Here is a 22,831-nt window from a genome sequence, read left to right as displayed (position 1 = left end):
ATGGTGGGGGCGGCGAAGAGCTGGCGCAGGCTCAGCTCAAGGCCGAACTCGTTGTGCACCAGGGCGGCCCGCCCTCCCGCCCGCCGTCGCGCGGCCCGCCGTCCCATCCGCCGCGCCGCCGCCCTCTCCCGAGCCCCTCCGCGCCATCGTCGTCGACGTCCTCCTCGGCCTGGCCGCCGACGCGATCGGCCGCGGTCGCCTCACCGCCGCCGCCCGGTTGCACGCCGAAGCGGTTTTGACTCTCGGAAGTGACCCCTGCTGGCGTCCCCGGGTCCGCCTCGGCTGGGTCGAGGCTGAGATCGCGCTTGCCCAAGGTCATCCGCACCGGGCCCTACCAGCGAGTAAACTGGCATGTGACGTAGCTCACACCACGGTTTCGGTGCGCCATCAAACCAAGTCAGAGCTGGTCCTGGGCGTGACGGAGCAGGTCCTCGGGTTACCCACCGGAGTGGATTTTCTACACAGGGTGATCAAAAACGCCAGTCGGCACGGCCTGTGGCCGCTCGTCTGGCCGCCAGCGTTACTGCTGTCGGAGGCTGAACCCGATCGGGTCGGATATCACCGGAATGGCGCTCGCGACGCTCTGACCACGGTGTTAGGCCGTACCGACGCGTCCGGACGGCGGTTGGCCGCCCGATCTGCGTGGTTACCCTCGTGGTTGCTCCGTTCTAGTGAACCGGGGGATGCGGCCAGCCGGATGAATTTCTTGACGGATTAAGCACCAGATCGTGTCAAGGTTCCGCCGTCAGCGTCCGATAGGGGAGTTGGAACGTCACTCAGCTGTAGGAAGGAGTCCCCGGTGACGACGGTCTTGATCTGTGATGACCGGCGAAGCGTCCGGGAGGGTCTCACTCGCGTGATGTCGGCCGTCCCTGGGGTCAGCCGCATCGACTGTGTCGGTCACGGCGACGAGCTGCTCGCGCGCTTCTCCCGGCAGGCGGTCGACGTCGTCCTGGTGGGAACCCAGCGCGCGGTGCCGACCGGGGTAGAGGCCACTCGGCGTCTCGTCTCGGCGCACCCGCAGGCCAACGTGATCGTCTTCGGCGCTCCGGACGACGCGGGCAGCATCGCCGCGGCCATCGCCGGCGGCGCCCGTGGGTACCTGCGCTGGGACGCCTCGCGGCCCGAGCTGGTCGCCGCGCTGGCGCACACCCTGGCGAGCACCTCGGTGCCCGCTCCCCGGCAGCCGTCCGACCCGGGCGTGCAGCTCACCGAGCGTGAACTGCAGGTCCTGCGCGGCATGAGCCAGGGCAAGAGCAACGGCCAGATCGGTCGCGAGCTGTACCTGTCCGAGGACACGGTGAAGACGCACGCCCGGCGGCTGTTCCGCAAGCTCGGCGTCCGGGACCGCGCCCAGGCGGTCGCGCACGGTTTCCGCCGCGGCCTGGTCTCCTGACCACCACGGCTCACATACTCGCTGACGAAGCAGGTAGCTCGGCGTACCGCCGGGCTACCTGCTGTCATGCTCAGACCCATTCGCACGAGGCCAGGACGCCTGAGCTCCTGGTCTCGCTTTCCCCACGGTCTGCGCCCCGGCACTCTCTTCTCCGCATCCCGGCGGGTACGGTGAAGCCGACCGGGAGGGCGGGCCACGGTCGGTGAATCGTTTATGTCAGTCCGTCAGCGCGTAACACCAGGGCTACTCACCACGATGACCAACACGGGGGACGGACTGGACGCCGTCGTAGGCGCCGCGATCGGCGGCGACCGAGAGTCGATCGGCCGTCTGCTGGCGTCGATCCGTCCCTTGGTGGTGCGGTACTGCCGCGCCCGGGTAGGCAGGCAGGAACGTTCGTACGCTTCCGCGGACGATGTCGCCCAGGAGGTGTGTCTCGCCGTGCTGACGGCGTTGCCCAGCTACCGCGACCAGGGACGCCCGTTCCTGGCATTTGTGTACGGCATTGCCGCGCACAAGGTGGCTGACGCGCATCGCAGCGCTGCCCGCAACCGGTCGGAACCGGTCCCCGAGGTGCCTGACGCCCCGGAGACCGAGGCCGGTCCGGAACAGCGGGCCATGCACGGTGAGCTGTCCGAGCGGATGGCCCAGCTGTTGCGGGTGCTGCCCGCGAAGCAGCGGGAGATCCTGCTCCTCCGGGTCGTGGTAGGTCTGTCCGCCGAGGAGACCGCGGACGCGGTCGGCTCAACCCCGGGAGCGGTGCGGGTGGCCCAGCATCGGGCGCTCGCCAGGCTCCGCAAGACCTTGGCACCGGAGGAGGTGGTCTGAACATGGCCGAGCAGCACAACCAAGGCGACGTCGAACTGGCACGGCGGCGCGCCGGGGCACTGGCGCCCGAGGACCCGTTGACCACCGACCACGGCGAGGTCGACGGGCCGGTCGACCTGATGGCCGTCCGCGCGGACGACATGCTGCTGGACAGCCTGGCCGGCACGCACCACGACGCGAACCGCTCCCTCGGCGACCAGGAGCTCTCCGCCCTGCTGCTGTCCTGGCGGCGGGACGTGGACGCGGAGCCGATCGGCGAGCTGGTCGACATCGACACCGCGCTGGCCACCATCGAGGCCGCCAAGACGCAGAGCCGTCGGCGGCACCGCTTTCTCATTCCGCTGGCCACGGCCGCGGCGGTGCTGGCGATCGGGTTCACCGGGGTCGGGCTGGCCGCCCGCACCGCCGAGCCCGGCGACACCCTCTGGGGACTGACCAGGGTGCTCTACGCCGACCACGCCCGGTCGGTGGAGGCCGCCGCCTCGGTGCGCGCGGACCTGGACATCGCCAGCAACGCGTTGCGGCAGGGCAGGCCGGACATCGCCAAGGCCGCGCTGGAGCGGGCCGCCGCCGCGCTGGCCGCGGTCGCGGCCGAGGACGGCAAGGACACCCTGGCCCAGCAGCACGAGACGCTGAAGGAACAGGTCGGCGAGCCGCCGACGCCGGGCACCGGCAACCCGTCGGAGCAGCCGCCGCCGGTGGTCGTGCCGCCGCCGGCCACGACCTCCAAGTCGGATCCGCCCGCGCCGCCGCCGAGCACCACCACGACGCCGCCGTCGACCACGACCACCCCGCCGGCCACCACCACGACCACCCCGCCGTCGAGCACGACCACCTCGCCGTCGGAGTCGCCCAGCGGTGGCAACAGCAGCAGCGGTGGCCGCAGCACCGAGAACAACCCGCCGCCCCCGCCTCCTCCGCCACCGCCGGCCAGCCCGGCGCAGTCCGCGGCGGAGACCCCGGCGCTGACCGACCACAGCTGAAGCCAGACCTCGGCACCCCCTGTTCGTCACTCGAACAGGGGGTGTTCGCGTTGTTGCCACCGGTACCCGGCCGGTCCACTGTGGAGCGATGCGCGGTCCGGTGATCGAGTGGCGTGGTCTGTGGGGCGCGCTGGGCGTGCTCACCGGGGTGTTCGGCATGCTGGTGCTGCCGCTGCTGGCCGATGCCACCGTGGCCGAACCAGCCGTGCTCGTGCGGGCCGGGGACGAGGCGCTGCTGCGCTCCGCCGACGGCACCGGCACGGCGCGGGTGGACCTGAGCCCGCTGGCCGGGTTCCGGCAGGCGGCCAGCCAGCCCCCGGACAGCGTCTCGGCCGCGCAGGGCGGGTCGAGCTGCACCGTGGAGTTGAAGACCGGAGTGGTGGACCCGGCGGTGACCTTCGCCCGGATCGGGCGGCTGTACGCGTTGCGGGGACGGCCGGTCACGCCGGTCGGGGAGCTGCGCACGGCGAGCGGGCTGACCGGACTGGTCGGTGAGTTCGGTGGTGGCACGCTGGTGCTGCTCGGCGGGCCGGGGCCGGTGGTCACCGTCTCAGCGCGGGGGCTGTCCGCGCCGGTGCTGCGGGGACTGCTGGACGGTGTGGTGGTCCAGCCGTGACGATCACCTCGCCGGTGGCCCCGCGCGCGGGCTGGGCCACGCTGCTGCGCCGCCCGATGCTCTGGGCCTACCTGGTCCTGCTGGTCTTCGGCCTGCGCTCCTTCGCCAGTGGTGACCTCTACGCGGCGCGCGCGGCTCCGGTCGCGGCGGTCACCGCGGTGCTGGCGCAGTGCCTGCTGGTGGTGGTGTTCACCGTGCTGATCCGGCGGCTGGACCTGTTCGAGAAGGAACCGCCGGTGCTGCTGGCGCTGGCCTTCCTGTGGGGCGCGTTCATCGCACCCGCGGTGGCCGCCCCGGCCAACGGCGCGCTGCTCAGCCTGGCCGGCAAGACCGGTGGCGCGGCCTTCGCCGCGGACTGGGGCGCGGCGCTGGCCGGGCCGCTGTCGGAGGAGTGGCTCAAGGGGCTCGGCGTGGTGGCCGTCCTGGTGATCGTGCGCGAGCACCTGCACCGGTCGCTGGACGGGCTGGTCTACGGCGCGATGATCGGGCTGGGCTTCGAGGCGCTGGAGAACTTCGGCTACGCGGTCAACGCCGCGCTCACCGACGTCAACGACGACTTCTCCGCCGCGCTGGGCAGCTCGGTGTCCCGGCTGCTGTTCGGGGTCGGCGCGCACGTGGTCTTCACCGGTATCGCCGGGTTCGGCCTGGGCTACGCGCGCACCGCCACTGACCGGAGCCACGGCCACCGCGCGCTGGTCGCGGCGGCCTCGGTGCTGACCGGGTACGGCCTGCACGTGCTGTGGAACTCCCCGCTGCTCGGGCAGCTGGGCGTGCTCGGCGCGCTGGCCAAGTACGCGGTGCTGGTGCTGCTGTTCAGCCTGGTCTACCGGTACACCGCGCGGCGGGAGTTCGCCTGGTTCGCGGCCACCGTGCACGAGGAGGACCCGGAGATCATCACGCCGCCGGAGGTGGCCGCGCTGCGCACCGGCCAGGCCAGGCGCAAGGCCCGCAAGCTCGCCCGGCGTACGCACGGACCCCTTGGCGCGCAACGGATGCGCCGCCTCCAGGACGCGCAGCTGGCGCTGGCCATCGCGCTGGAGAACAGCGTCGACCACGAGCTGGACCCGGCCGTCGACCGGGCCCGGCACGACGTACGGCATGCTCGTCTCGCCCTGGAGCAGCGAGGAGCCTGATGAGTCCCTTCCTCACCGGTATGGACACCGCCCGGCACCCTACCGGCCCCTGGCTCGCCCTTGTCGTGGTGGTGCTGGCGATGCTGCTGGTCGGCGGCGCGGGCGGCCTGGCAGCCAACCTGCTGCTGACCGGATCGGCCACGCCGCAGACCGGGAACCTGCGCGGTCAGGTGGCCATGCTGGTCGGCGGGTTCGCGCCGGTGGCGCTGGTGCTGTGGCTGTGGATCCGGTTCAAGGAGCGACGGCCGTTCGCCAGCGCGGGCTTCACCACCTCGCCGCGCGGGCTGGCGCTCGGCGCGCTGGCGGCCTTCCTGGTCTTCGGCGGGATCGTGCTGGTCACTGTCCTCAGTGGACATATGTCGTTCACCGGCGGGCCGAGCTGGTCGCTGCTGCCCGGCGCGCTGCTGGCCCTTGCCGCGTATGCGATCCAGGGCTCCACCGAGGAGCTGCTGTGCCGGGGTTTCCTGCTCCAGGCGCTGACCAGGCGGTGGGGAGTGGTGGCCGCGGTGCTGGTGCAGGCCGCGCTGTTCGCCGCGCTGCACACCGGCAACGTGGGCGGCCTCCAGGTGCTCGCGGTGCTGAACCTGCTGCTGTACGGGCTGTTCACCGCGGGCTGGGCGATCGCCGAGGGTGGGCTGTGGGGCGTGTGCGGGTTCCACCTGATGTGGAACTGGGTGCAGGGCAACGTCTTCGGCGCCTCGGTCTCCGGCACCGAGGTGAGCACCGCGCTGCTGACCCTGCGCGGCGGCGAGCCCAGCATCGTCAACGGCGCGGCCTTCGGCCTGGAGGCCAGCGTGGTGACCACGGTCGCGCTGGCGCTGGGCTGCGCGCTGGTGTTCGCCCCGGCCAGGAAGGCGGTCCGTGGTTAGCCCGCGCAGGCTGGTGTACCGCCTCGGCGAGCTGGTGCTGATCCTGCTCGGCCTGGCCGCGGTGCTGGGCGAGGCGGTCAGCCTGTCCAGCGTGCTGCTGCTCGCGGGGTGGAACCTGGTCGCCTTCGGCTACGTGCTGCTGCGCTGGCGCCGGGTCCGCCGGGCCCGGCTCGGCATGGACGAGCGGGCCGACGGCTCACCGGCCTGGCTGAGCACGGTGGCCGGGCGCAGGCTGGGCTTCGTGGCCACCGTGCTGGCCAGCCTGGTCGGCGTGCTCTCCGGGCTGATGATCGTGCTGTACGAGCAGTTCGGCGCGGACGGCGACTCCACCTTCCTGATCAAGCTGATCGGCGCGCCGACCATCATCTTCGCCTGGCTGATGCTGCACTTCGGCTTCGCCGAGCGGTACGCGCACCTGCACTACGAGCTGTGCGGCGGGCAGGGCCTCGGTTTCCCCGACGAGCCGGAGCCGAACCTGGCCGACTTCGCCTACTTCGCCTTCACCATCGGCACCTCGTTCGCGGTGTCCGATGTGACCGTGCGGCACCGCGAGCTGCGCTACGCGGTGCTGGTGCACAGCACGATGTCCTTCCTGTACAACACCGCCCTGCTGGGCATCGCGATCGGCGTGCTGACCGGGCGATAGTGCAGTGCTGCCGCCCCAAGGTGCGGGGGCAGGGGCAGCCGAGGTCGGTTTTTGCGTTGCGCTGGCTAATTTTCGCGCTATGAGGCGATATCGGACCTGGGCGGCGCTGGCGCTGACCCTGCTGGCAGGCGGAATCGGGCTGGTGCTGGCGAATCCGGCGCAGGCGGTGCCGGTGCGCGGGCAGACCGGCTGGTCGGTGCTGCTGTGCAAGTTCAAGGACAAGCCGCAGGAGCCGCAGAACCAGCAGTTCTTCCGCGACTTCCTGACCCAGGACGGCGCGGGCCAAGGCGGGCTGGCCGACTACTTCACCGAGGAGTCCCGCGGCCGGGTGACCCTGCACGGCTCGGTGGTGCGCGGCTGGTACACGATGCCGTTCACCCTGGAGCAGCAGCGGCCGAAGACCCGCTGGGACCGGATCCAGGACTGCGTGAACACCGCGGCCGGCAACGGCTACACCGTGCCCGGCGGCCACCGGATCATCGCCATCCTCAACGACTGGGTGGACTCCGGCGCGGCGGGCGACCGGGTGCTGCTCGACCCGGGCGCGTGGAACGTCGGCTTCGCCGCGCACGAGATGCTGCACGGCTACGGCCTCGGCCACTCCTTCTCCGACGACCCGACCTACCGCAACGTGGAGTGGGCGCAGATCGGCGAGTACGACAACCCGTGGGACATCCAGTCCGCGATGAACATCCACACCTTCCAGACCGCGCGCTTCGGCACCAGCGCGGTCGGGCTCAACGGCTACTTCCGGGACAAGCTCGGCTGGCTGCCCAGGGACCGGGTGTTCACCCTCGGCGCGGACGGCGTGCGCACCCGCACCATCACCCTCTCCGCGCTGGAAACCCCTGGCACGGCCGGCACCCAGCTGCTGCGCATCCCGTTCGACGCCAACGACCCGTACCGCTACTACACGGTGGAGTTCCGCAAGAAGACCGGCTGGAGCGCGGGCATCCCGGCTGACATCGTGCTGCTGAACGAGGTGCGCGAGGGCACGCCGTACCTGCTGCGCACCAGGGGCGGCGACCGGCACCCGGTGCAGTCCCTGGACGCCAACGGGGTGTCCGTGCGGATCAACGGCATCAGCGGCAACACCGCCTCGGTCACGGTGAGCACGAACACCGTGCAGGGCGCCACCTACGGCCCCAACGCCTGCCAGAGCGGCTGGGTGTGGCGGGACGGCGACCAGCACGACTACGTGTGCGTCACCGGCGCGGTCCGCCAGCAGACCGCCGCGGACAACAACGCCACCCACGGCCGCTGGTACCACGGCCCCTACGGCCCGCACACCTGCGTGCAGGGCTATGTGTGGCGGGAGGCCTGGCCAGGTGACGACGTGTGCGTGACCCCGGCGAACCGGCAGCAGGCCTGGAACGACAACGCGGCCGCCCCGAGCCGGATCGCGCGACCCTGACCTGGACGCCGTGCTCCCGGCCGCCCCGGGAGCACGGCGCCAGGGCAGGTTCCATTGTGGACGGTGCCGGTGACTGCGCACCGTGACGGCGTGGTCATGTTCTGTGCCGGCCCGCGCTCAGCGGGTTCACCGAATGGGATGACGCGGCACCAGGCGCGCCGGATCGCACACCTGGTCCACCGTGAGCTGCCTAACGCTCGCCCTCGGTGTGAGTTACGCCATCCGCGTAGCCCCGGCAGTACTCCCAGCTGACGTAGCTGGCCGGGTCGGGGTCGTAGGCGGGCTCGTGCGGGCGCATCCGGCCGTCGTCGAGCAACTGCTGGAGACTGGAGCGCAGCAGCTCCCAGTCGTGGTAGTGCGGCTCCCGGCAGTCGCCGCAGTCCACGACGATGCCACGGAGCCCACGCGGCTCCAGAAGTGCCTGGTAGACGGCCAGGTCGGCCAGGTCGGCGAGCAGGTCGGCGCGCTCGTCCTCGCCGAGGGGCTCGGCCGTTTCCTCCTCTGCCTCGCCCAGCACCAGGGCCGGGTCCTCCGGGTCCCCGGCGAAGGGATCGGGCGGCAACGCGTTGTGCGGCACGTGGGGCACGGTACCTGGCTTGCGGCCGGAGGTGTTGCCGCCGGTCGGCCGGTTAGCATGTGGTCACCCGTTCCGCTGGCTCCACCTGGCCGGCGGGAACCACCGTGTGACCGGCGCACCAGGAAGGCCGACACCAGTCATGACCAGCGAGCTCACCGCTCACGGCATCCCGCCGAAGTTCGCCATGCTCGGCCTGACCTTCGACGACGTCCTCCTCTTGCCTGCCGAGTCCGATGTCGTGCCCGGCGCGGTCGACACCTCCAGCCGGGTGTCCCGCAACATCACCCTGCGGGTGCCGGTGGTCTCCTCGGCCATGGACACCGTCACCGAGGCCCGGATGGCCATCTCCATGGCCCGCCAGGGCGGTATCGGCGTGTTGCACCGCAACCTCTCCGTCGACGAGCAGGCCGCGCAGGCCGAGGTGGTCAAGCGCTCCGAGGCGGGCATGGTCACCGACCCGGTCACCTGCTCCCCGGACGACACGCTGGCCGAGGTGGACGAGCGCTGCCGCCGGTTCCGCATCTCCGGCCTGCCGGTCACCGACGCGCAGGGCCGCCTGGTCGGCATCATCACCAACCGGGACATGCGCTTCGAGGTCGACCACTCCCGCCCGGTGCGCGAGGTGATGACCCAGATGCCGCTGGTCACCGCGCACGTCGGCGTGTCGGCCGAGGCCGCGCTGGGGCTGCTGCGGCGGCACAAGGTGGAGAAGCTGCCGATCATCGACGGCGACGGCAAGCTGCGCGGCCTGATCACGGTCAAGGACTTCGTCAAGACCGACCAGTACCCGCTGGCCACCAAGGACCCGGACGGCCGCCTGGTGGTCGGCGCCGCGGTCGGTGTCGGCGACGACGCCTACCGCAGGGCGATGGCCCTGGTGGACGCGGGCGTGGACGCGATCGTGGTGGACTCCGCGCACGCGCACTCGCGCAACGTGCTGGACATGGTGGCCAAGCTCAAGCAGGAGCTGGGCGAGTCCACCGACATCATCGGCGGCAACGTGGCCACCCGGGCCGGCGCGCAGGCGCTGGTCGACGCGGGTGCGGACGGCGTGAAGGTCGGCGTCGGCCCCGGCTCCATCTGCACCACCCGCGTGGTGGCCGGAGTGGGCGCGCCGCAGATCACCGCGATCTACGAGGCCTCGCTGGCCTGCGCCCCCGCCGGGGTGCCGGTCATCGGCGACGGCGGCATCCAGTACTCCGGCGACATCGCCAAGGCCATCGCGGCCGGTGCCAGCACGGTCATGCTGGGCAGCCTGCTGGCCGGCACCGCGGAGGCGCCCGGCGAGCTGATCCTGCACAACGGCAAGCAGTACAAGACCTACCGCGGCATGGGCTCCCTGGGCGCGATGCAGTCCCGTGGCCAGGCCAAGTCCTACTCCAAGGACCGCTACTTCCAGGACGACGTGCTCAGCGAGGACAAGCTGGTGCCGGAGGGCATCGAGGGCCGGATCCCGTTCCGCGGCCCGCTGTCCAACGTGGTGCACCAGCTGGTCGGCGGCCTGCGCTCGGGCATGGGCTACGCCGGCGCGGCCACCATCACGCAGCTGCAGCAGGCCCAGCTGGTCCGGATCACCGCGGCCGGGCTCAAGGAGAGCCACCCGCACGACATCACGATGACCGTGGAAGCGCCGAACTACACCACCCGGTAACCGTCCACAACGGACATTCCCGGCAGTCAGTGCAGTTGTCACAGTGAGAGAGGATCGACGTGCGGGACCAGGTGGAGATCGGTGCCGGGCGCACCGCGCTGCGTGCCTACGGGCTTGACGACATCGAGATCGTGCCCTCCCGGCGCACCCGCTCCTCCAAGGACGTGTCGCTGGACTGGCGGATCGACGCCTACCGCTTCGACATCCCGCTGATCACCCACCCCACCGACGCGATCGTCTCGCCGGCCACCGCGGTGCGCTTCGGCGAGCTCGGCGGGCTCGGCGTGCTCAACGCCGAGGGGGTCTGGGCGCGGCACGCCAACGCCGAGGACGCGCTGTTCCGGGTGGTGCAGGCCGCCGACGAGCAGGAGGACCCCTCGGCCGCGGTGCGCATGCTGCAGGAGCTGCACGCCGCGCCGATCAGGGTGGACCTGCTCACCGAGGCCATCCGCACCGTGCGCGAGTCCGGCAACACGGTGGCGGTGCGGGTCAGCCCGCAGCACGCCGAGGAGCTGACCCCCGACCTGCTGGCCGCGGGCGTGGAGATCCTCATCGTGCAGGGCACCATCATCTCCGCCGAGCACGTCTCCAGGGACGGTGAGCCGCTGAACCTCAAGCGGTTCATCGCCGACCTGGACATCCCGGTGATCGCCGGTGGGGTGGGCGACTACCGCACCGCGATGCACCTGATGCGCACCGGCGCGGCCGGGGTGATCGTCGGCTACGGCCAGTCCCAGGCCAGCACCACCAACCGGGTGCTGGGCATCGGGGTGCCGATGGCCACCGCGATCGCCGAGGCCGCGGCCGCCCGCCGCGACTACCTGGACGAGACCGGCGGCCGGTACGTGCACGTGATCGCCGACGGTGGGCTCACCTACTCCGGCGACCTCGCCAAGGCCATCGCCTGCGGCGCGGACGCGGTGATGCTCGGCGAGGCGCTCACCGAGGCCGAGGACCTGCCCGGCCAGGGCTACTACTGGACCGCGGCGGCCGCGCACCCCTCGCTGCCGCGCAGCGACGTCTACGGCTTCACCAGCGGGCACAGCCTGGAGTCGGTCCTGTTCGGCCCGGCCACCAGCCCGTACGGCACGCTGAACCTCTTCGGGGCGCTGCGGCGGGCGATGGCCAAGACCGGCTACTCGGACCTGAAGGAGTTCCAGAAGGTCGGCCTGACGGTTCGCAAGTGAGCCCCAGGACGATCCTCGCGGAGAACGACCTCATCGCCCTCGTCCAGTTCGGGCCGGGCGATGAGGACGTGCTGCGCGAGGGCAGCGACGGCGCCTTCGACGTGGACCGGGACGAGCAGGAGCCGCTGGTGCGCTTCGAGGTCTCCGGGCGCGCCGCGGTGCTGGACCAGATCACCGGCGAACTGGTCGGCGGCGTGACCTGGCACCCGGTCAGCTACGGCCCGGCCCGCTCCTGCACCGCGTGGAACTTCGGCATCGCGCTGCTGCCCTCGGCCCGTGGCCGCGGCCTCGGCTCGGCCGCCCAGCGGCTGCTGGTGGAGCACCTGTTCGCCAGCACCGACCTGGACCGGGTGGAGGCCTCCACCGACGTGGAGAACCGGGCCGAGCAGCGCGCGCTGGAGAAGGCGGGGCTGCGCCGCGAGGGTGTGCTGCGCGGGGCCCAGCTGCGCGACGGGGTGCGCAGGGACCTCGTCGCCTACGCCATCCTCCGGGCCGACCTGGCCTGAACGCGCGGCCGGAAGGGCGAGTGCGGCCGCCCGTTCGGTGGCTCCTCGGCCTGCTGTCCAGGTAGGCGCTTTCCCCTAGCTTCGGTGCGGTAGTCGCCGACCAAGGGGGAGGGCGCATGCCTGCCGACGAGTTCCCGGCGCCAGTGCGCCTGCTGCGCCCTGCCGACCTGCTCGACCTCAGCTTCGCCTTCCGCGGCCTGAAGTTCGAGGATGCGTTCCGGCGCAGGCTGGTGCCCTCGGTCGCCGGGCAGGACGGCCTGATCGTGGTCGCGCTGCCGCCGCAGCACCTGCTGGAGGAGGCCTTCCCGGAACCGGCGGGCAACCCCTCGGCCCCGCCGGTGGCGGCCCGGATCGCCGGTGGCGGCCAGCTGGTGTTCACCGTCGGCGCCGGGGAGCGGGTGCCCTACGAGGAGGCCGGTCTGCTGGCCGCGCTGCGCACGCTGCCGATGCGGGTGGTGCCGGTCGCGGACGGGCCGGGCGTGCCGGAGAACCCGTTGCGGGACCGGGTGAACGACCCGCGCACCGCGATCGAGCTGCCCTACCGGCTGTACCTGTCCCCGCGCTCGGCCGACCGCTGGGTGCACCGCGCCGAGGCGCCACCGGAAAGCGGCCGGGTCGAGCTGTGGCACACCCGGCTGCGCGGCCGGACCGCCCGCGCGGTGTGGACCAGGGACTTCACCGGGGACACCGCGCCGCCAGTGGGCTCCCCGGTGCCGCCCGGCCCGTTCCCGGCCTCGCTCCGGCCGGAGCACCGGCGGGACATCGTGCACCTGACCGCCAGCCACGACCTGCGCACCGAGACCGGCCAGCCCTACCTGCCCCGGCCGGTCGAGCTGCACCACCTGGTGCTCAGCGCGCTGGGCGGCTACCTGGACAGCCACGGCGACTGGTCCGAGCACCGCCCGGCCGGGATCGACCTGGTGGAGTGGCGGCACCGGGCCGCGCTGGGCCGGGACCACTACGTGCGGGTGGTGGAGGCCGGGTTCCTGGCCCCGTTCGGCCACCGCGCGGTCAAGGTGACCATCACCGAGCGCAAGTTCCACCCCGACCGGCCCGGCAACCCGGCCTACCTGCGGCAGCGGATCTTCGTGGTGGTGCGCGAGCCGGTGCGGGAGTTCAAGCCGGGCGTGGACCTCACCGCGCCCGGCACCGAGCACAAGTTCAACCACCTGTTCCCCTTCCGCCAGGTCCGGCTGCTCACCCTGGTCACCCCGGACCTGGTCGGGGACACCGAGGAGGAGTTCTTCCCGGAGACGCAGGCGGAGAAACCGTTCCAGTTCAAGGCGGTCGGGCTGGACCGCAACCGGCGCGCGGTGGAGTTCCGCACGCCGTTGCTGTTCGTGCCCGCCCAGCACAACGCGCAGCGCCTGCCCCAGGTGCTGGCCACCTACCAGAACGCCCCGGCCAACCGGGTGGTCAGCCTCGGCGGGCAGGCGCTGGCCTACGCCGACAGCGCGCGGGTGGACGACACCAGCCTGGACACCACCGAGCTGACCTGGGAGCTGCGCGCGCCCCAGCAGTGGGAGGAGCTGCCGCCCTCGGAGTTCGCCCGGTTCGCGCCGATCGTGGCCGGGGCCAAGGCCGTGGTGGCCGCGGCCAGCCGGTTGACCGGAGCGGCGGAGGCGGTGCCGATCGGGTACGCCGAGCAGTACGCGGTGGCCGGTTTCCCCAGCGCCGCGGACCGGGCGGACTCGCCGAACAAGGGTGAGGTCTTCGTCGAGGTCAAGGCGAACGTGTCGCTGGACTTCGAGGCCAACGGCGGGCGGGACCGCTCCGGCGGACTGGCCGCGCCCTCGATCAAGGTGGCCGGGATGTCCCGGATCACCGGCCCGGTCGGCGGCACGCTGGCCACCGCGGCGGCCGGCACGTTCAACCCGGCCGATGTGCTGGACACCTTGGGCGCCAACCTGTTCGGCCTCATCCCGCTGTCCTCGATCGTGCAGGCGGCCGGGCTGGACGAGCCGCTGCGCGCGCCCCGGTTCCTCACCGAGACGGTCAACGCGGTCACCTCCTTCCTCTCCGACCTGCACCGGATCCGGGAGCTGATGGACCTGGTGGAGCAGCGGTTCAGCCAGATCGCGCAGCGAGCGAGAGAGGTCCGGCGCACCGCGGTGGAGTTCGTGGACGTCACCGGCGAGTTCCTCGCCCCCGGCGGCGCGGCGCCGACGATCGGCGACGTGGAGACCAAGTTCAACGCCTTCCTCAACGCGGTGCAGGCCCTGATCGCCGAGCTCCCGGCAGGCATCGATCCCGCGGTCCCGGCTTTCCTGGAACGGGTCCGCGCGCAGGCCGCCACCTGGACCTCCGCCGCCGGGTCGGCGTTCTCGCTCAAGGACTCCATCCTCAAGGCGGCCAGGAACTTCACGCTGCCGGAGACGGTGAACACCCGGTTGGAGTGGGAGCCGAAGGTCCAGAACTACAAGGACCTGCTCGTCTTCCGGGAGCGCGGCCGGTTCGCCGTGGTGGTGGACCTGCGCGGCTCGCTGCGGCCGGACCTGGCCCTCGGCGCGGACGTCAGCTGCTCGCTGGAGGACTTCCAGATCAACCTGGTCGGCGTGATCGAACTCTACTTCGAGCGGATCCGCTTCCTGGCCAGGGCAGGGAAGAAGCCGGACGTGGAGGTGGCCTTCGGGGACGTGACCTTCGTGAACGAACTGTCGTTCGTGCAGAGCCTGCGCAACATCATCCCCTTCGACGGCTTCAGCGACCCGCCCAGCCTGGACGTGGGCGCGGACGGCATCACCGCGCGGTACGGGATGCCGTTGCCCAGCCTGGCGATCGGGGTGTTCAGCCTGGAGAACATCCGGCTGGACGCGCACTTCCGGCTGCCCTTCATCGGCAGCGGGATGGAGGTCGGCTTCTCCTTCTGCCGCCGGGAGGCCCCGTTCCGGCTCACCGTGGCCTTCTTCGGCGGCGGCGGGTTCTTCGGCATCGCGTTGAGCCCCCAGGGCTTGCTCTACTGCGAGGGCGCGCTGGAGTTCGGCGCGGCGGTGTCGATGAACCTGGGCGTGGCCAGCGGCAGCCTGTCGGTGATGGCCGGGATCTACTTCCGGATCGACGGCGACGGGGTGGAGCTGGCCGGGTACTTCCGGGCCCGCGGCGAGGTCGACGTGCTCGGCCTGATCTCGGCCTCCATCGAGCTGTACCTGGAGCTGCGCTACGACCACGGCGTGGTCTCCGGCCGGGCCACCATCACGATCACCATCGAGATCGCGTTCTTCTCCGAGTCGGTGGAGATCAGCTGTGAGAAGACCTTCGCCGGTTCGCCGAACACCGATGCCCGCGCGGCGCTGGACGCACCGCGCACCTTGACCTTCGCCGAGTTCATGGCTCCCTACACCGAGGCCGGCCTGCGCCGGGACCCGATCCTGGAGTACTGCTCGGCTTTCGCGGAAGGCGCCTGAGATGACCGCTCCCGCCACCCACAAGGCCGTGTGGACGGCGCTGCCCAACGGCTTCCACCCGGACGGCAGGGCCAGGCTGTCCGTGCTGGTCAGCCCGCGGATCGAGGCCGCCACCCTCGGCGAGGGCCCGTTCCTGGACTGGCCGCGGACCCTGGGCGCGCTGATCTCCCAGCTGGGCCTGGTGTTCAGCTGGGCAGGGCAGACCCACCGGGTCGCGGCCGAGGTGGAGAACCGTTACGCCGGACCGGACTCCGCGCTGTGGCAGGCCCTGTTCCCGCCCGGCAGCCCGTGTCAGTCCATTGTGGACAGAGCAGCGAACGGGACGATCACCGAGCTGCGCTCCTTCCCCGGCACCAAGGTGCGGGAGCAGGTCACCGGCTTCTACCAGCGGATGGCCGGGCTGGTCGCCGAGGGCAGGCTCAACGCCGAGGACACCAGGGAGGTGATCCGCGGCTGCGGCGACCCGCCGCCGGAGAGCCAGCTCGGCTTCGCCTTCCCCTCCCTGCGCAACCTGCGCACCGACAACACCTTCGCCGCGGCCAGCGCGTTCACCGAGGACCCGGCGGCGGCCTTCCAGTCGCTGAACCGGTTGCTGGAGCCGCAGGGCGGCGGCATCGCCGCGCAGGACCGGCCCCGGCACATCCACCGCGACGACCGCTACGGCGCCAAGCTGACCTTCGCCGAGTCCTTCCAGTACTACCGGCGCGACTCCTTCCGCACCGACGACGAGCCCGTGCCGCCGGCCGCGCCGGAGAAGCCCAAGCTCACCGTGGCCGGCGTGTGCGGCCTGCTCGGTGACTACCCGGCCCTGCAACGCCGGTTCGGCCTGGTGGTCGACCTGCTGCTGACCCTGCCCGCCGGGCTGCCGGAGGCCGGGGCCACCGTCTCGGTCGACCCAGGACCCGGCGCGCCCGCCTCGCTCAAGCAGGCCGACCTGCTGCCGCTGACCCGGCTGCGGCACCTGCCGGGACAGCGGTTCGAGGCGGCGACCCAGGACCAGAGCCGCTACCAGGACCGCTACCTGGACCTCAGTCAGGAGCAGAGCTGGGCGGTCACCGACCTGGACCTGGACTCCGCCGCGATCCGGATCGCCGACTTCAGCGCGGCCGTGGAGCGGATCAGGGCCCAGGCAGGCAACCGGATGGGCACCGGCCTGCCCGCGCTGCGCAACGCCGGGATCACCCTGCTGGCCGCCGACCGGGACGCCTGGTTCGCCGACCAGTTGGCGGGCAACACCGCCAGGACCAACGCGGCCGAGGCGCCCACCGTCTCGGCCGAGGCGCTGGTGCGCGGCTACCGGGTCGACGTCGGCCTGGCCGAGTCGCCAACCGCGCCGGTCACCGCCTGGTATTCGCTGTGCCGCCGCCGCGGCAGCTACGCGCTGCGCCCGGCCACCGGCCCGGCCATTCCGATCACCGGCGTGGCCGAGGACGAGGGCCAGGTGAAGACCAGCGCCACCACCAAGTCCGCGCCGGCTGACACCAGGGCCTTCACCCACGAGGCGCTCTTCGGCTGGGACGGCTGGAGCCTGTCCGCGCCGCGCCCCGGCCGGACCATCGCCGAGGACGGCACGGTGGTGGTGCCGGAGCGGCCGGTGGACGAGAAGTTCCCGCTGGACACCAGTTTCACCCCGGTGCCGGGCAGCCTGCCCAAGCTGCGCTTCGGCCAGACCTACCGGCTGCGCGCCCGGCTGGTCGACCTGGCCGGCAACAGCCCCGAGCTGACCGATCAGTCCACTGTGGACATCGAGTCGGACCCGATCACCTACCGGCGCTGGGAACCGGTGCCGCATCCGGTGGTGGTGCCCAGGCACGCCTTCAACGAGGGCGAGTCGAACGAGCGCCTGGTCATCCGCAGCACCGTGGACGAGGACGGCCGCGAGGTCTCCGCCACCTTCTGGGCGCTGGACAACCGGGACGTGCCCGACCACAACGACGACCCGCTGCCCGCGGACGGCCTGAGCCGCCGGTACCGGGACACCGACGAGCGGCACCTGGCCCCGCCCAAGGCTGCCCTGCAACTGGCCGAGCAGCACGGGAAGTACGACGACGTGCTGGGCGGCAGCCCCTCCGCCGAGCAGCGCAGGCGGTTCCTGCTGGCCGCTTCGCGGGAGGCGGGCAGCTTCACCGACGTGGTGGTGCGCCGGGCGGACAACCCGGAGCTCACCGTGGACCTGCGGAACCGGATCAAGGTCGCCACGCACAACAGCAAGGCCCCGGGCCCGGTCACCGACCTGCGCACCCTGCGCAAGGGCGGCGAGCTCAAGGAGGGCGAGTTCGTCGTGCACACCGGCGACGACCTGCTGCTGCCCTACCTGCCGGACCCGCTGGCCCGCGGCCTGTCCCTGCGCGGGCTGCCTGCCGAGGACCCGGAGGGCGCCGACGAGGTGCACTCCTTCTACGGCATCCTGCACCGCGAATGGCCGGACGCCGGGCCGATCCGGCTGGTGCTGGAGGAGGGTGACGGCGAGCCGAGGTTCAGCGCGGCCGGCCGGACCCTGACCGTGCAGCTGCTCAAGGGTGAGGTGCGCACCATCCGCCTCAGCTGCGCGCTGGGCCCAGCCGATCTGGAGCTGCTGCACGGCTGGCGGCTGCTCACCGAGTCCGAGGAGTGGCAGCGGTTCACCCCAGCCGAGCGGGAGCTGCTCACCAGGGCCACCGTCAACGGGGAGAACTGGATGCTCACCCCGTGGGTCGACCTGACCCTGGTGCACGCGGTGGAACGGCCGATCGCCCGCCCGGTGCTGCACGACCTGTCCTTCCCGCGCGCGGCCGGGTCCACCTTCACCGAGGTGCACGGCGTGCTCGTCGCCGACGCGCCCAGCACCGGCCGGGTGGACGTGGACGCGACCTGGCAGGAGTGGCTGGACGACCCGGCCGAGGACGCGCCCCGGCGGGTCAGCGCGCGCACCCGGCTGGGCGGGCTGGAGCTGCGCGAGATCGAGGACAACCTGGCCTTCGGCGCGGGCAAGCTCAAGCACGAGTTCGGCGACACCCGGCACCGCAACGTCGGCTACGTCCCGGTCGGCACCACCCGCTTCCGCGAGTACTTCCACCCGTCCATCACCGCCGACCTGGACCGGATCACCAGCGTTGGCCCGGTGTGCGAGGCGCCGGACGGCAAGCCGTGGCCGGTGCCGAGCAGCCGCAGGCCGCTGCCGCCGCGACCGGCCTACCTGGTGCCTGCCTTCCGCTGGGAGACGGTCAGCGACGAGGAGAACCGCCGCCGCACCAGCATCCGGCGCTGTGCCGGGGTGCGGATCTACCTGGAACGCCCCTGGTTCTCCTCCGGCGATGACGAGCTGCTCGCCGTGGTGCTCGACCCGCAACGGCAGCTGCCGCCGAACCTGCGCAGCGACTGGGGCGTGGACCCGGTGTGGGCGGAGCGCACCCAGCTGCCGCCGCTGGCCGCGGACCGGATCACCAACCCGGCCGCCACCGCCACCGGGCTGGCCATGGCCGAGACCCTGGCCGGCGGACCGGCCACAGTGGACGTGGTCGCGGTGCAGCCGGAGTTCGACCCGGACAAGGGCCTGTGGTTCGCCGACGTGGACCTGGACCCCGGCGTGCCCACCGCCTACTTCCCGCTGCTGCGCCTGGCTCTGGCCCGCTACCAGCCGCACTCGGTGACCGGGCTCGAGCTGTCCTCGATCGTGCTCGCCGAGTTCACCCAGCTCATCCCCTCCCGCACCCTGCTGGCCGAGGAGACGGCCGACGGTATCCGGCTGACCCTGCGCGGCGCGGCCACCGCGGACGCGCTCGGGGCCAAGGCGGGCACCGGGCTCGCCGCCGCGGCGGCCAGCCGCCGGGTCCGGGTGAGCGTGCAGGTCAAGCGGAGCACCGAGGAGGAGTTCGACTGGCGCCAGGTGGCCACCGGCGAGCTGACCTGCGTGGCCGACGGGGCCGGGTTCGCCTGGACCGGCGGGCTGCCCCCGGTGGAGGTCTCGATCACCCGCGACTACCGGCTGGTCCTGGAGGAGCACGAGCGCCACCAGGCCGATCCCGGCGCGGCCGAGGAGACCATCCCGGTCGGGGGCACGCCGACACCGGTGGGCTACCGCCTGGTGCACGCCGACCGGGTGCCCCTGGAGGCCAGGATCGGGCGGCTCGTGCTGGACTTCCCGGACTTTATCGTTACTGGCGGTAACACCCTCTAGCGGCGAGGACGGGTGCTCTCTACTTTGGGTACATGACCCAACTCGCCAGTAACAACGACTACGACGTCCTGGTGATCGGTTCCGGCTTCGGTGGCAGCGTGGCCGCGCTGCGGCTGGTGGAGAAGGGCTACCGGGTGGCGGTGCTGGAGGCCGGGCGCCGCTTCGCCGACGAGGAGTTCGCCAAGACCTCCTGGGACCTGCGCCGGTTCCTCTGGGCGCCGAAGTTCGGCTGCTTCGGCGTGCAGCGGATCCACCTGCTGCGCAACGTGCTGATCCTGGCGGGTGCGGGGGTCGGCGGCGGGTCGCTGAACTACGCCAACACGCTGTACCGGCCGCTCAAGCCGTTCTACCGGGACCAGCAGTGGGCGCACATCACCGACTGGGAGGCCGAGCTCGCGCCCTACTACGAGCAGGCCACCCGGATGCTCGGTGTGGTGCCCAACCCGAGCACCACGCCCTCGGACGAGGTGATCAAGGACGTGGCCGAGGACATGGGCGTGGCCGGGACCTTCCACACCACCCCGGTCGGCGTGTTCTTCGACCAGCCGGGCCAGCGCGCCGCGGACCCCTACTTCGGCGGCGCCGGGCCGGAGCGCACCGGCTGCACCGAGTGCGGCTCCTGCATGACCGGCTGCCGGGTCGGCGCGAAGAACACGCTGATGAAGAACTACCTCTACCTGGCGGAGCGCAAGGGCGCGGAGGTCTTCCCGCTGACCACGGTCACCGGCCTGCGCAGGCGTGGCGACGGCGGCTGGGCGGTGGCCACCGAGCGCACCGGCTCCTGGCTGCGCAAGGGTCGCCGCACCTTCACCGCGGGCCAGGTGGTGCTCGCGGCGGGCACCTGGGGCACCCAGAACCTGCTGCACAAGCTGCGGGACAACGGTTCGCTGCCCGCGCTCTCACCGAGGCTGGGCCAGCTCACCCGCACCAACTCCGAGGCCATCCTGGGCGCGAAGGCCACCAAGGTGGACCCGGACCGGGACTTCACCAAGGGCGTGGCCATCACCTCCTCGTTCCACCCCGACGAGGACACCCACATCGAGCCGGTCCGCTACGGCAAGGGCAGCAACGCGATGGGCCTGCTCCAGGCGCCCGCGGTGGCCACCATGCTGCGGCACCCGCTGCTCACCCTGCGGAACCTCTCGGTGCGCAGGTGGAGCGAGCGCACGGTGATCCTGCTGGTGATGCAGAGCCTGGACAACTCGATCACCACCTTCACCAAGCGCGGCTGGCTGGGCCGCCGCAAGCTCAGCTCCAAGCAGGGTCACGGCGCGCCCAACCCGAACTCCATCCCGGCCGGGGTCAAGGCCGCCGAACTGGCCGCTGACAAGATCGACGGCATCCCCGGCGGCGCGATCAGCGAGATGTTCAACATCCCGATGACCGCGCACTTCCTCGGCGGCTGCCCGATCGGCCTGGACGCCGAGCACGGCGTGATCGACCCCTACCACCGGGTGCACGGCTACCCCGGGTTGTCCATCGTGGACGGCTCGGCCATCTCGGCGAACCTGGGCGTGAACCCCTCGCTGACCATCACCGCCCAGGCCGAGCGCGCCCTCTCGCTGTGGCCCAACAAGGGCGAGGCCGACCCCCGGCCCGCCCAAGGCGCCCCGTACCAGCGCCTCAACCCCGTCCTCCCGGTCAGCCCCGCCGTGCCCGCCGCCGCTCCCGGCGCACTCCGCCTGCCCATCGTGAGCTGACCCCCGGCCGCCCACTGAGATCACGCTCAGTGGGCGGAATGGTGACGATCTCGGCCGATGGGGTACGGCAGGTAGCTGATCCATCACGGAATGTTCCCCGCGAGTGTGACCGCTGGCACAGTGTGGGGATGGATCAGCCGATAGAGGACGTTGGGGAGCGGGCATGAGTGCGGAGTGTGTGCTCGTGGTCGGCGGCGGCCCGGTCGGACTGATGGGCGCGCTGCTGCTGGCCAGGGCCGGGGTGCCCAGCGTGGTGCTGGAGGCGGCGGCGGAACGGGCCACCATCGGCAGCCGGTCCATCTGCGTGCAGGGCGACGTGCTGGACATCCTGGAGCGGGTCGGCCTCGGCGAGCGGGTGGCCGCGGCCGGGGTCACCTGGCACACCGGGCGCACCTACTACCGCGAGCACGAGGTGCTCACCGTCCGGCTGCCGCACCGGCAGGGCTTCCCGCCGTTCGTGAACCTGCCGCAGACCGACCTGGAACGGCTGCTGGACGAGCGGGTCGCGGCCGAGCCGCTGGTCACCGTGCACCTGGGCCACAAGGTGGTCGGGCTGAGCCAGGACCGCGAGGGCGTCGAGGTGGTGGTGAGCACCCCCGACGGCGAGCGGACCTTCCGGGGCAGCCATTGCCTGGCCGCCGACGGCCCGCGCTCGCTGGTCCGCCAGCTGCTGGACCTGCCGTTCCAGGGCTACAGCTTCCGGGACAAGTTCCTCATCGCGGACATCCGCGCCCCGCTGGGCCACGCCGCCGAGCGCCGCTTCTACTTCGACCCACCCGCCAACCCCGGCCGCCAGGTGCTGGTGCATCCGCAGCCGCAGGGCCGCTGGCGGATCGACTGGCAGGTGCCGGACGACTTCGACCTGACCGAGGCCAGGAGCAACGGCGGCCTGGACACCCTGGTCCGCTCGGTGGTCGGCGAGGCCGACTACGAGCTGGAGTGGGCCTCGGTCTACCGCTTCCACCAGCGCTGCGTGCCCGCGATGCGGATCGGCCGGGTGCTGCTGGCCGGGGACGCCGCGCACGTGATGAGCCCGTTCGGCGCGCGCGGCCTCAACTCCGGTATCGCGGACGCGGAGAACGCGGCCTGGAAGATCGCCTTCGACCGGGCGGGCTGGGGCGGCCCGCTGCTGCTGCACTCCTACGACGCCGAACGCCGGGCCGCGGCCAGGGAGAACCTGCGCGTCACCGGCGAGACCATGCGCTTCCTGGTGCCGCGCACCGGAGCCGAGCAGGCCTACCGCCGGGACGTGCTGGAGCGCAGCGTGCGCGAGCCGGCCGCCCGCGCCAAGATCGACTCCGGCAAGCTGGCCGAGCCGTTCTACTACCTGGACTCCCCGCTGACCACGCCCGCCCAGCCCACCGAGATCGCCGCCTTCCCACGCGACCCTGGCGTGCCAAGGCCGCCGCTGCCCGGCGTGCTGTGCCCGGACACGTCGCTGGCCGGGCACGGCAGGCTGCGCCCGCACTTCGGCCCGGAGTTCCACCTGCTCACCGTGGCCTCCCGGCCACGTCTGCCGAAGGGCCCGCCGGTGCACGTGCAGCCGCTGGAGGAGGCCGCCGACGGCGGCGCGCTGGCCGAGGCGCTACGGATGCCGCCCGGCTCGGCCGCGCTGGTCCGCCCGGACGGCCACCTGGCCGCGGTGCTGCGCGCCGGGGACCTGGGCGCGGGACTGGTCAGCGCGCTGCGTCGCGCGACCGGGTGGTGACCGGCGTTACAGCCAACGGACGCAGGCGATAAGGCGTCTCCTGTACGGGCACAGGAG

16 protein-coding genes are annotated in these 22,831 nt (G+C 72.2%); 15 read left to right on the top strand and 1 reads right to left on the bottom strand.

From position 1 onward, the window contains the following. The first annotated feature begins 799 nt into the window (after window positions 1-799). The 8 genes from ACWDY5_RS34425 to ACWDY5_RS34390 all read left to right on the top strand — a co-directional run bounded on the left by ACWDY5_RS34425 (window position 800) and on the right by ACWDY5_RS34390 (window position 7,885). Complete coding sequence (locus tag ACWDY5_RS34425; RefSeq protein WP_086781717.1) at window positions 800-1,396, top strand: response regulator transcription factor; 597 nt, start codon at window positions 800-802, stop codon at window positions 1,394-1,396. A gap of 255 nt (window positions 1,397-1,651) precedes the next feature. Next, window positions 1,652-2,224, top strand: coding sequence for a sigma-70 family RNA polymerase sigma factor (locus tag ACWDY5_RS34420; RefSeq protein ID WP_185000298.1), 573 nt, complete (start codon window positions 1,652-1,654; stop codon window positions 2,222-2,224). A gap of 2 nt (window positions 2,225-2,226) precedes the next feature. Then, entirely contained in the window at window positions 2,227-3,207 is a 981-nt protein-coding gene (locus tag ACWDY5_RS34415) for an anti-sigma-D factor RsdA (protein WP_449726313.1), read from the top strand. An 88-nt stretch (window positions 3,208-3,295) separates the two neighbouring features. Then, window positions 3,296-3,823, top strand: coding sequence for a hypothetical protein (locus tag ACWDY5_RS34410; RefSeq protein ID WP_449726312.1), 528 nt, complete (start codon window positions 3,296-3,298; stop codon window positions 3,821-3,823). Then, window positions 3,820-4,956 carry a PrsW family intramembrane metalloprotease gene (locus tag ACWDY5_RS34405; RefSeq protein ID WP_449726311.1) on the top strand — a complete coding sequence of 379 codons (1,137 nt, stop codon included), beginning with the start codon at window positions 3,820-3,822 and terminating at the stop codon, window positions 4,954-4,956. The genes ACWDY5_RS34410 and ACWDY5_RS34405 overlap by 4 nt, the downstream gene beginning before the upstream one ends. Further along, the gene (locus ACWDY5_RS34400) at window positions 4,956-5,825 is read left to right on the top strand and encodes a CPBP family intramembrane glutamic endopeptidase (RefSeq protein ID WP_449726310.1); all 870 of its coding nucleotides are present in this window, start codon (window positions 4,956-4,958) and stop codon (window positions 5,823-5,825) included. The genes ACWDY5_RS34405 and ACWDY5_RS34400 overlap by 1 nt, the downstream gene beginning before the upstream one ends. Beyond that, window positions 5,818-6,471 (top strand): DUF1345 domain-containing protein, encoded by a 654-nt coding sequence (locus tag ACWDY5_RS34395; RefSeq protein WP_449726309.1) that lies wholly within the window; start codon window positions 5,818-5,820, stop codon window positions 6,469-6,471. Before ACWDY5_RS34400 ends, ACWDY5_RS34395 begins: the two co-directional genes overlap by 8 nt. A 79-nt stretch (window positions 6,472-6,550) precedes the next feature. Further along, window positions 6,551-7,885 carry a hypothetical protein gene (locus ACWDY5_RS34390; protein ID WP_449726308.1) on the top strand — a complete coding sequence of 445 codons (1,335 nt, stop codon included), beginning with the start codon at window positions 6,551-6,553 and terminating at the stop codon, window positions 7,883-7,885. A gap of 190 nt (window positions 7,886-8,075) precedes the next feature. On the opposite strand, the gene ACWDY5_RS34385 is transcribed toward ACWDY5_RS34390, so the two are convergent. Next, window positions 8,076-8,462, bottom strand: coding sequence for a DUF5319 family protein (locus ACWDY5_RS34385; protein ID WP_247755625.1), 387 nt, complete (start codon window positions 8,460-8,462; stop codon window positions 8,076-8,078). Window positions 8,463-8,601: 139 nt separating this feature from the next. On the opposite strand from ACWDY5_RS34385, the gene guaB reads away from it, so the two are divergent. From guaB to ACWDY5_RS34350, 7 genes are all read left to right on the top strand, one after another. Beyond that, on the top strand, window positions 8,602-10,113 hold the full coding sequence (gene guaB, locus ACWDY5_RS34380; RefSeq protein ID WP_252480631.1) for an IMP dehydrogenase: 1,512 nt from the start codon (window positions 8,602-8,604) through the stop codon (window positions 10,111-10,113). Window positions 10,114-10,172: 59 nt separating this feature from the next. Beyond that, window positions 10,173-11,300 carry a GuaB3 family IMP dehydrogenase-related protein gene (locus ACWDY5_RS34375; protein WP_449726307.1) on the top strand — a complete coding sequence of 376 codons (1,128 nt, stop codon included), beginning with the start codon at window positions 10,173-10,175 and terminating at the stop codon, window positions 11,298-11,300. Further along, a complete protein-coding gene (locus ACWDY5_RS34370) occupies window positions 11,297-11,806 on the top strand; it encodes a GNAT family N-acetyltransferase (RefSeq protein ID WP_449726306.1) in 510 nt (169 codons plus the stop codon). The genes ACWDY5_RS34375 and ACWDY5_RS34370 overlap by 4 nt, the downstream gene beginning before the upstream one ends. Before the next feature lie 116 nt (window positions 11,807-11,922). Beyond that, the gene (locus ACWDY5_RS34365) at window positions 11,923-15,210 is read left to right on the top strand and encodes a hypothetical protein (protein ID WP_449726305.1); all 3,288 of its coding nucleotides are present in this window, start codon (window positions 11,923-11,925) and stop codon (window positions 15,208-15,210) included. 1 nt (window position 15,211) lies between these two features. After that, window positions 15,212-19,366, top strand: coding sequence for a hypothetical protein (locus ACWDY5_RS34360; RefSeq protein WP_449726304.1), 4,155 nt, complete (start codon window positions 15,212-15,214; stop codon window positions 19,364-19,366). A gap of 32 nt (window positions 19,367-19,398) precedes the next feature. Continuing rightward, entirely contained in the window at window positions 19,399-21,066 is a 1,668-nt protein-coding gene (locus ACWDY5_RS34355; RefSeq protein WP_449726303.1) for an FAD-dependent oxidoreductase, read from the top strand. Between the two features lie 163 nt (window positions 21,067-21,229). Beyond that, entirely contained in the window at window positions 21,230-22,774 is a 1,545-nt protein-coding gene (locus ACWDY5_RS34350; protein ID WP_449726302.1) for an FAD-dependent monooxygenase, read from the top strand. The last annotated feature ends 57 nt before the right edge of the window (window positions 22,775-22,831 follow it).

The sequence above is a fragment of the Crossiella sp. NPDC003009 genome (assembly GCF_053591555.1).
The sequence above is the reverse complement of the archived record's forward strand: the minus strand, read 5'-3'. Positions and strand labels throughout refer to the sequence as shown.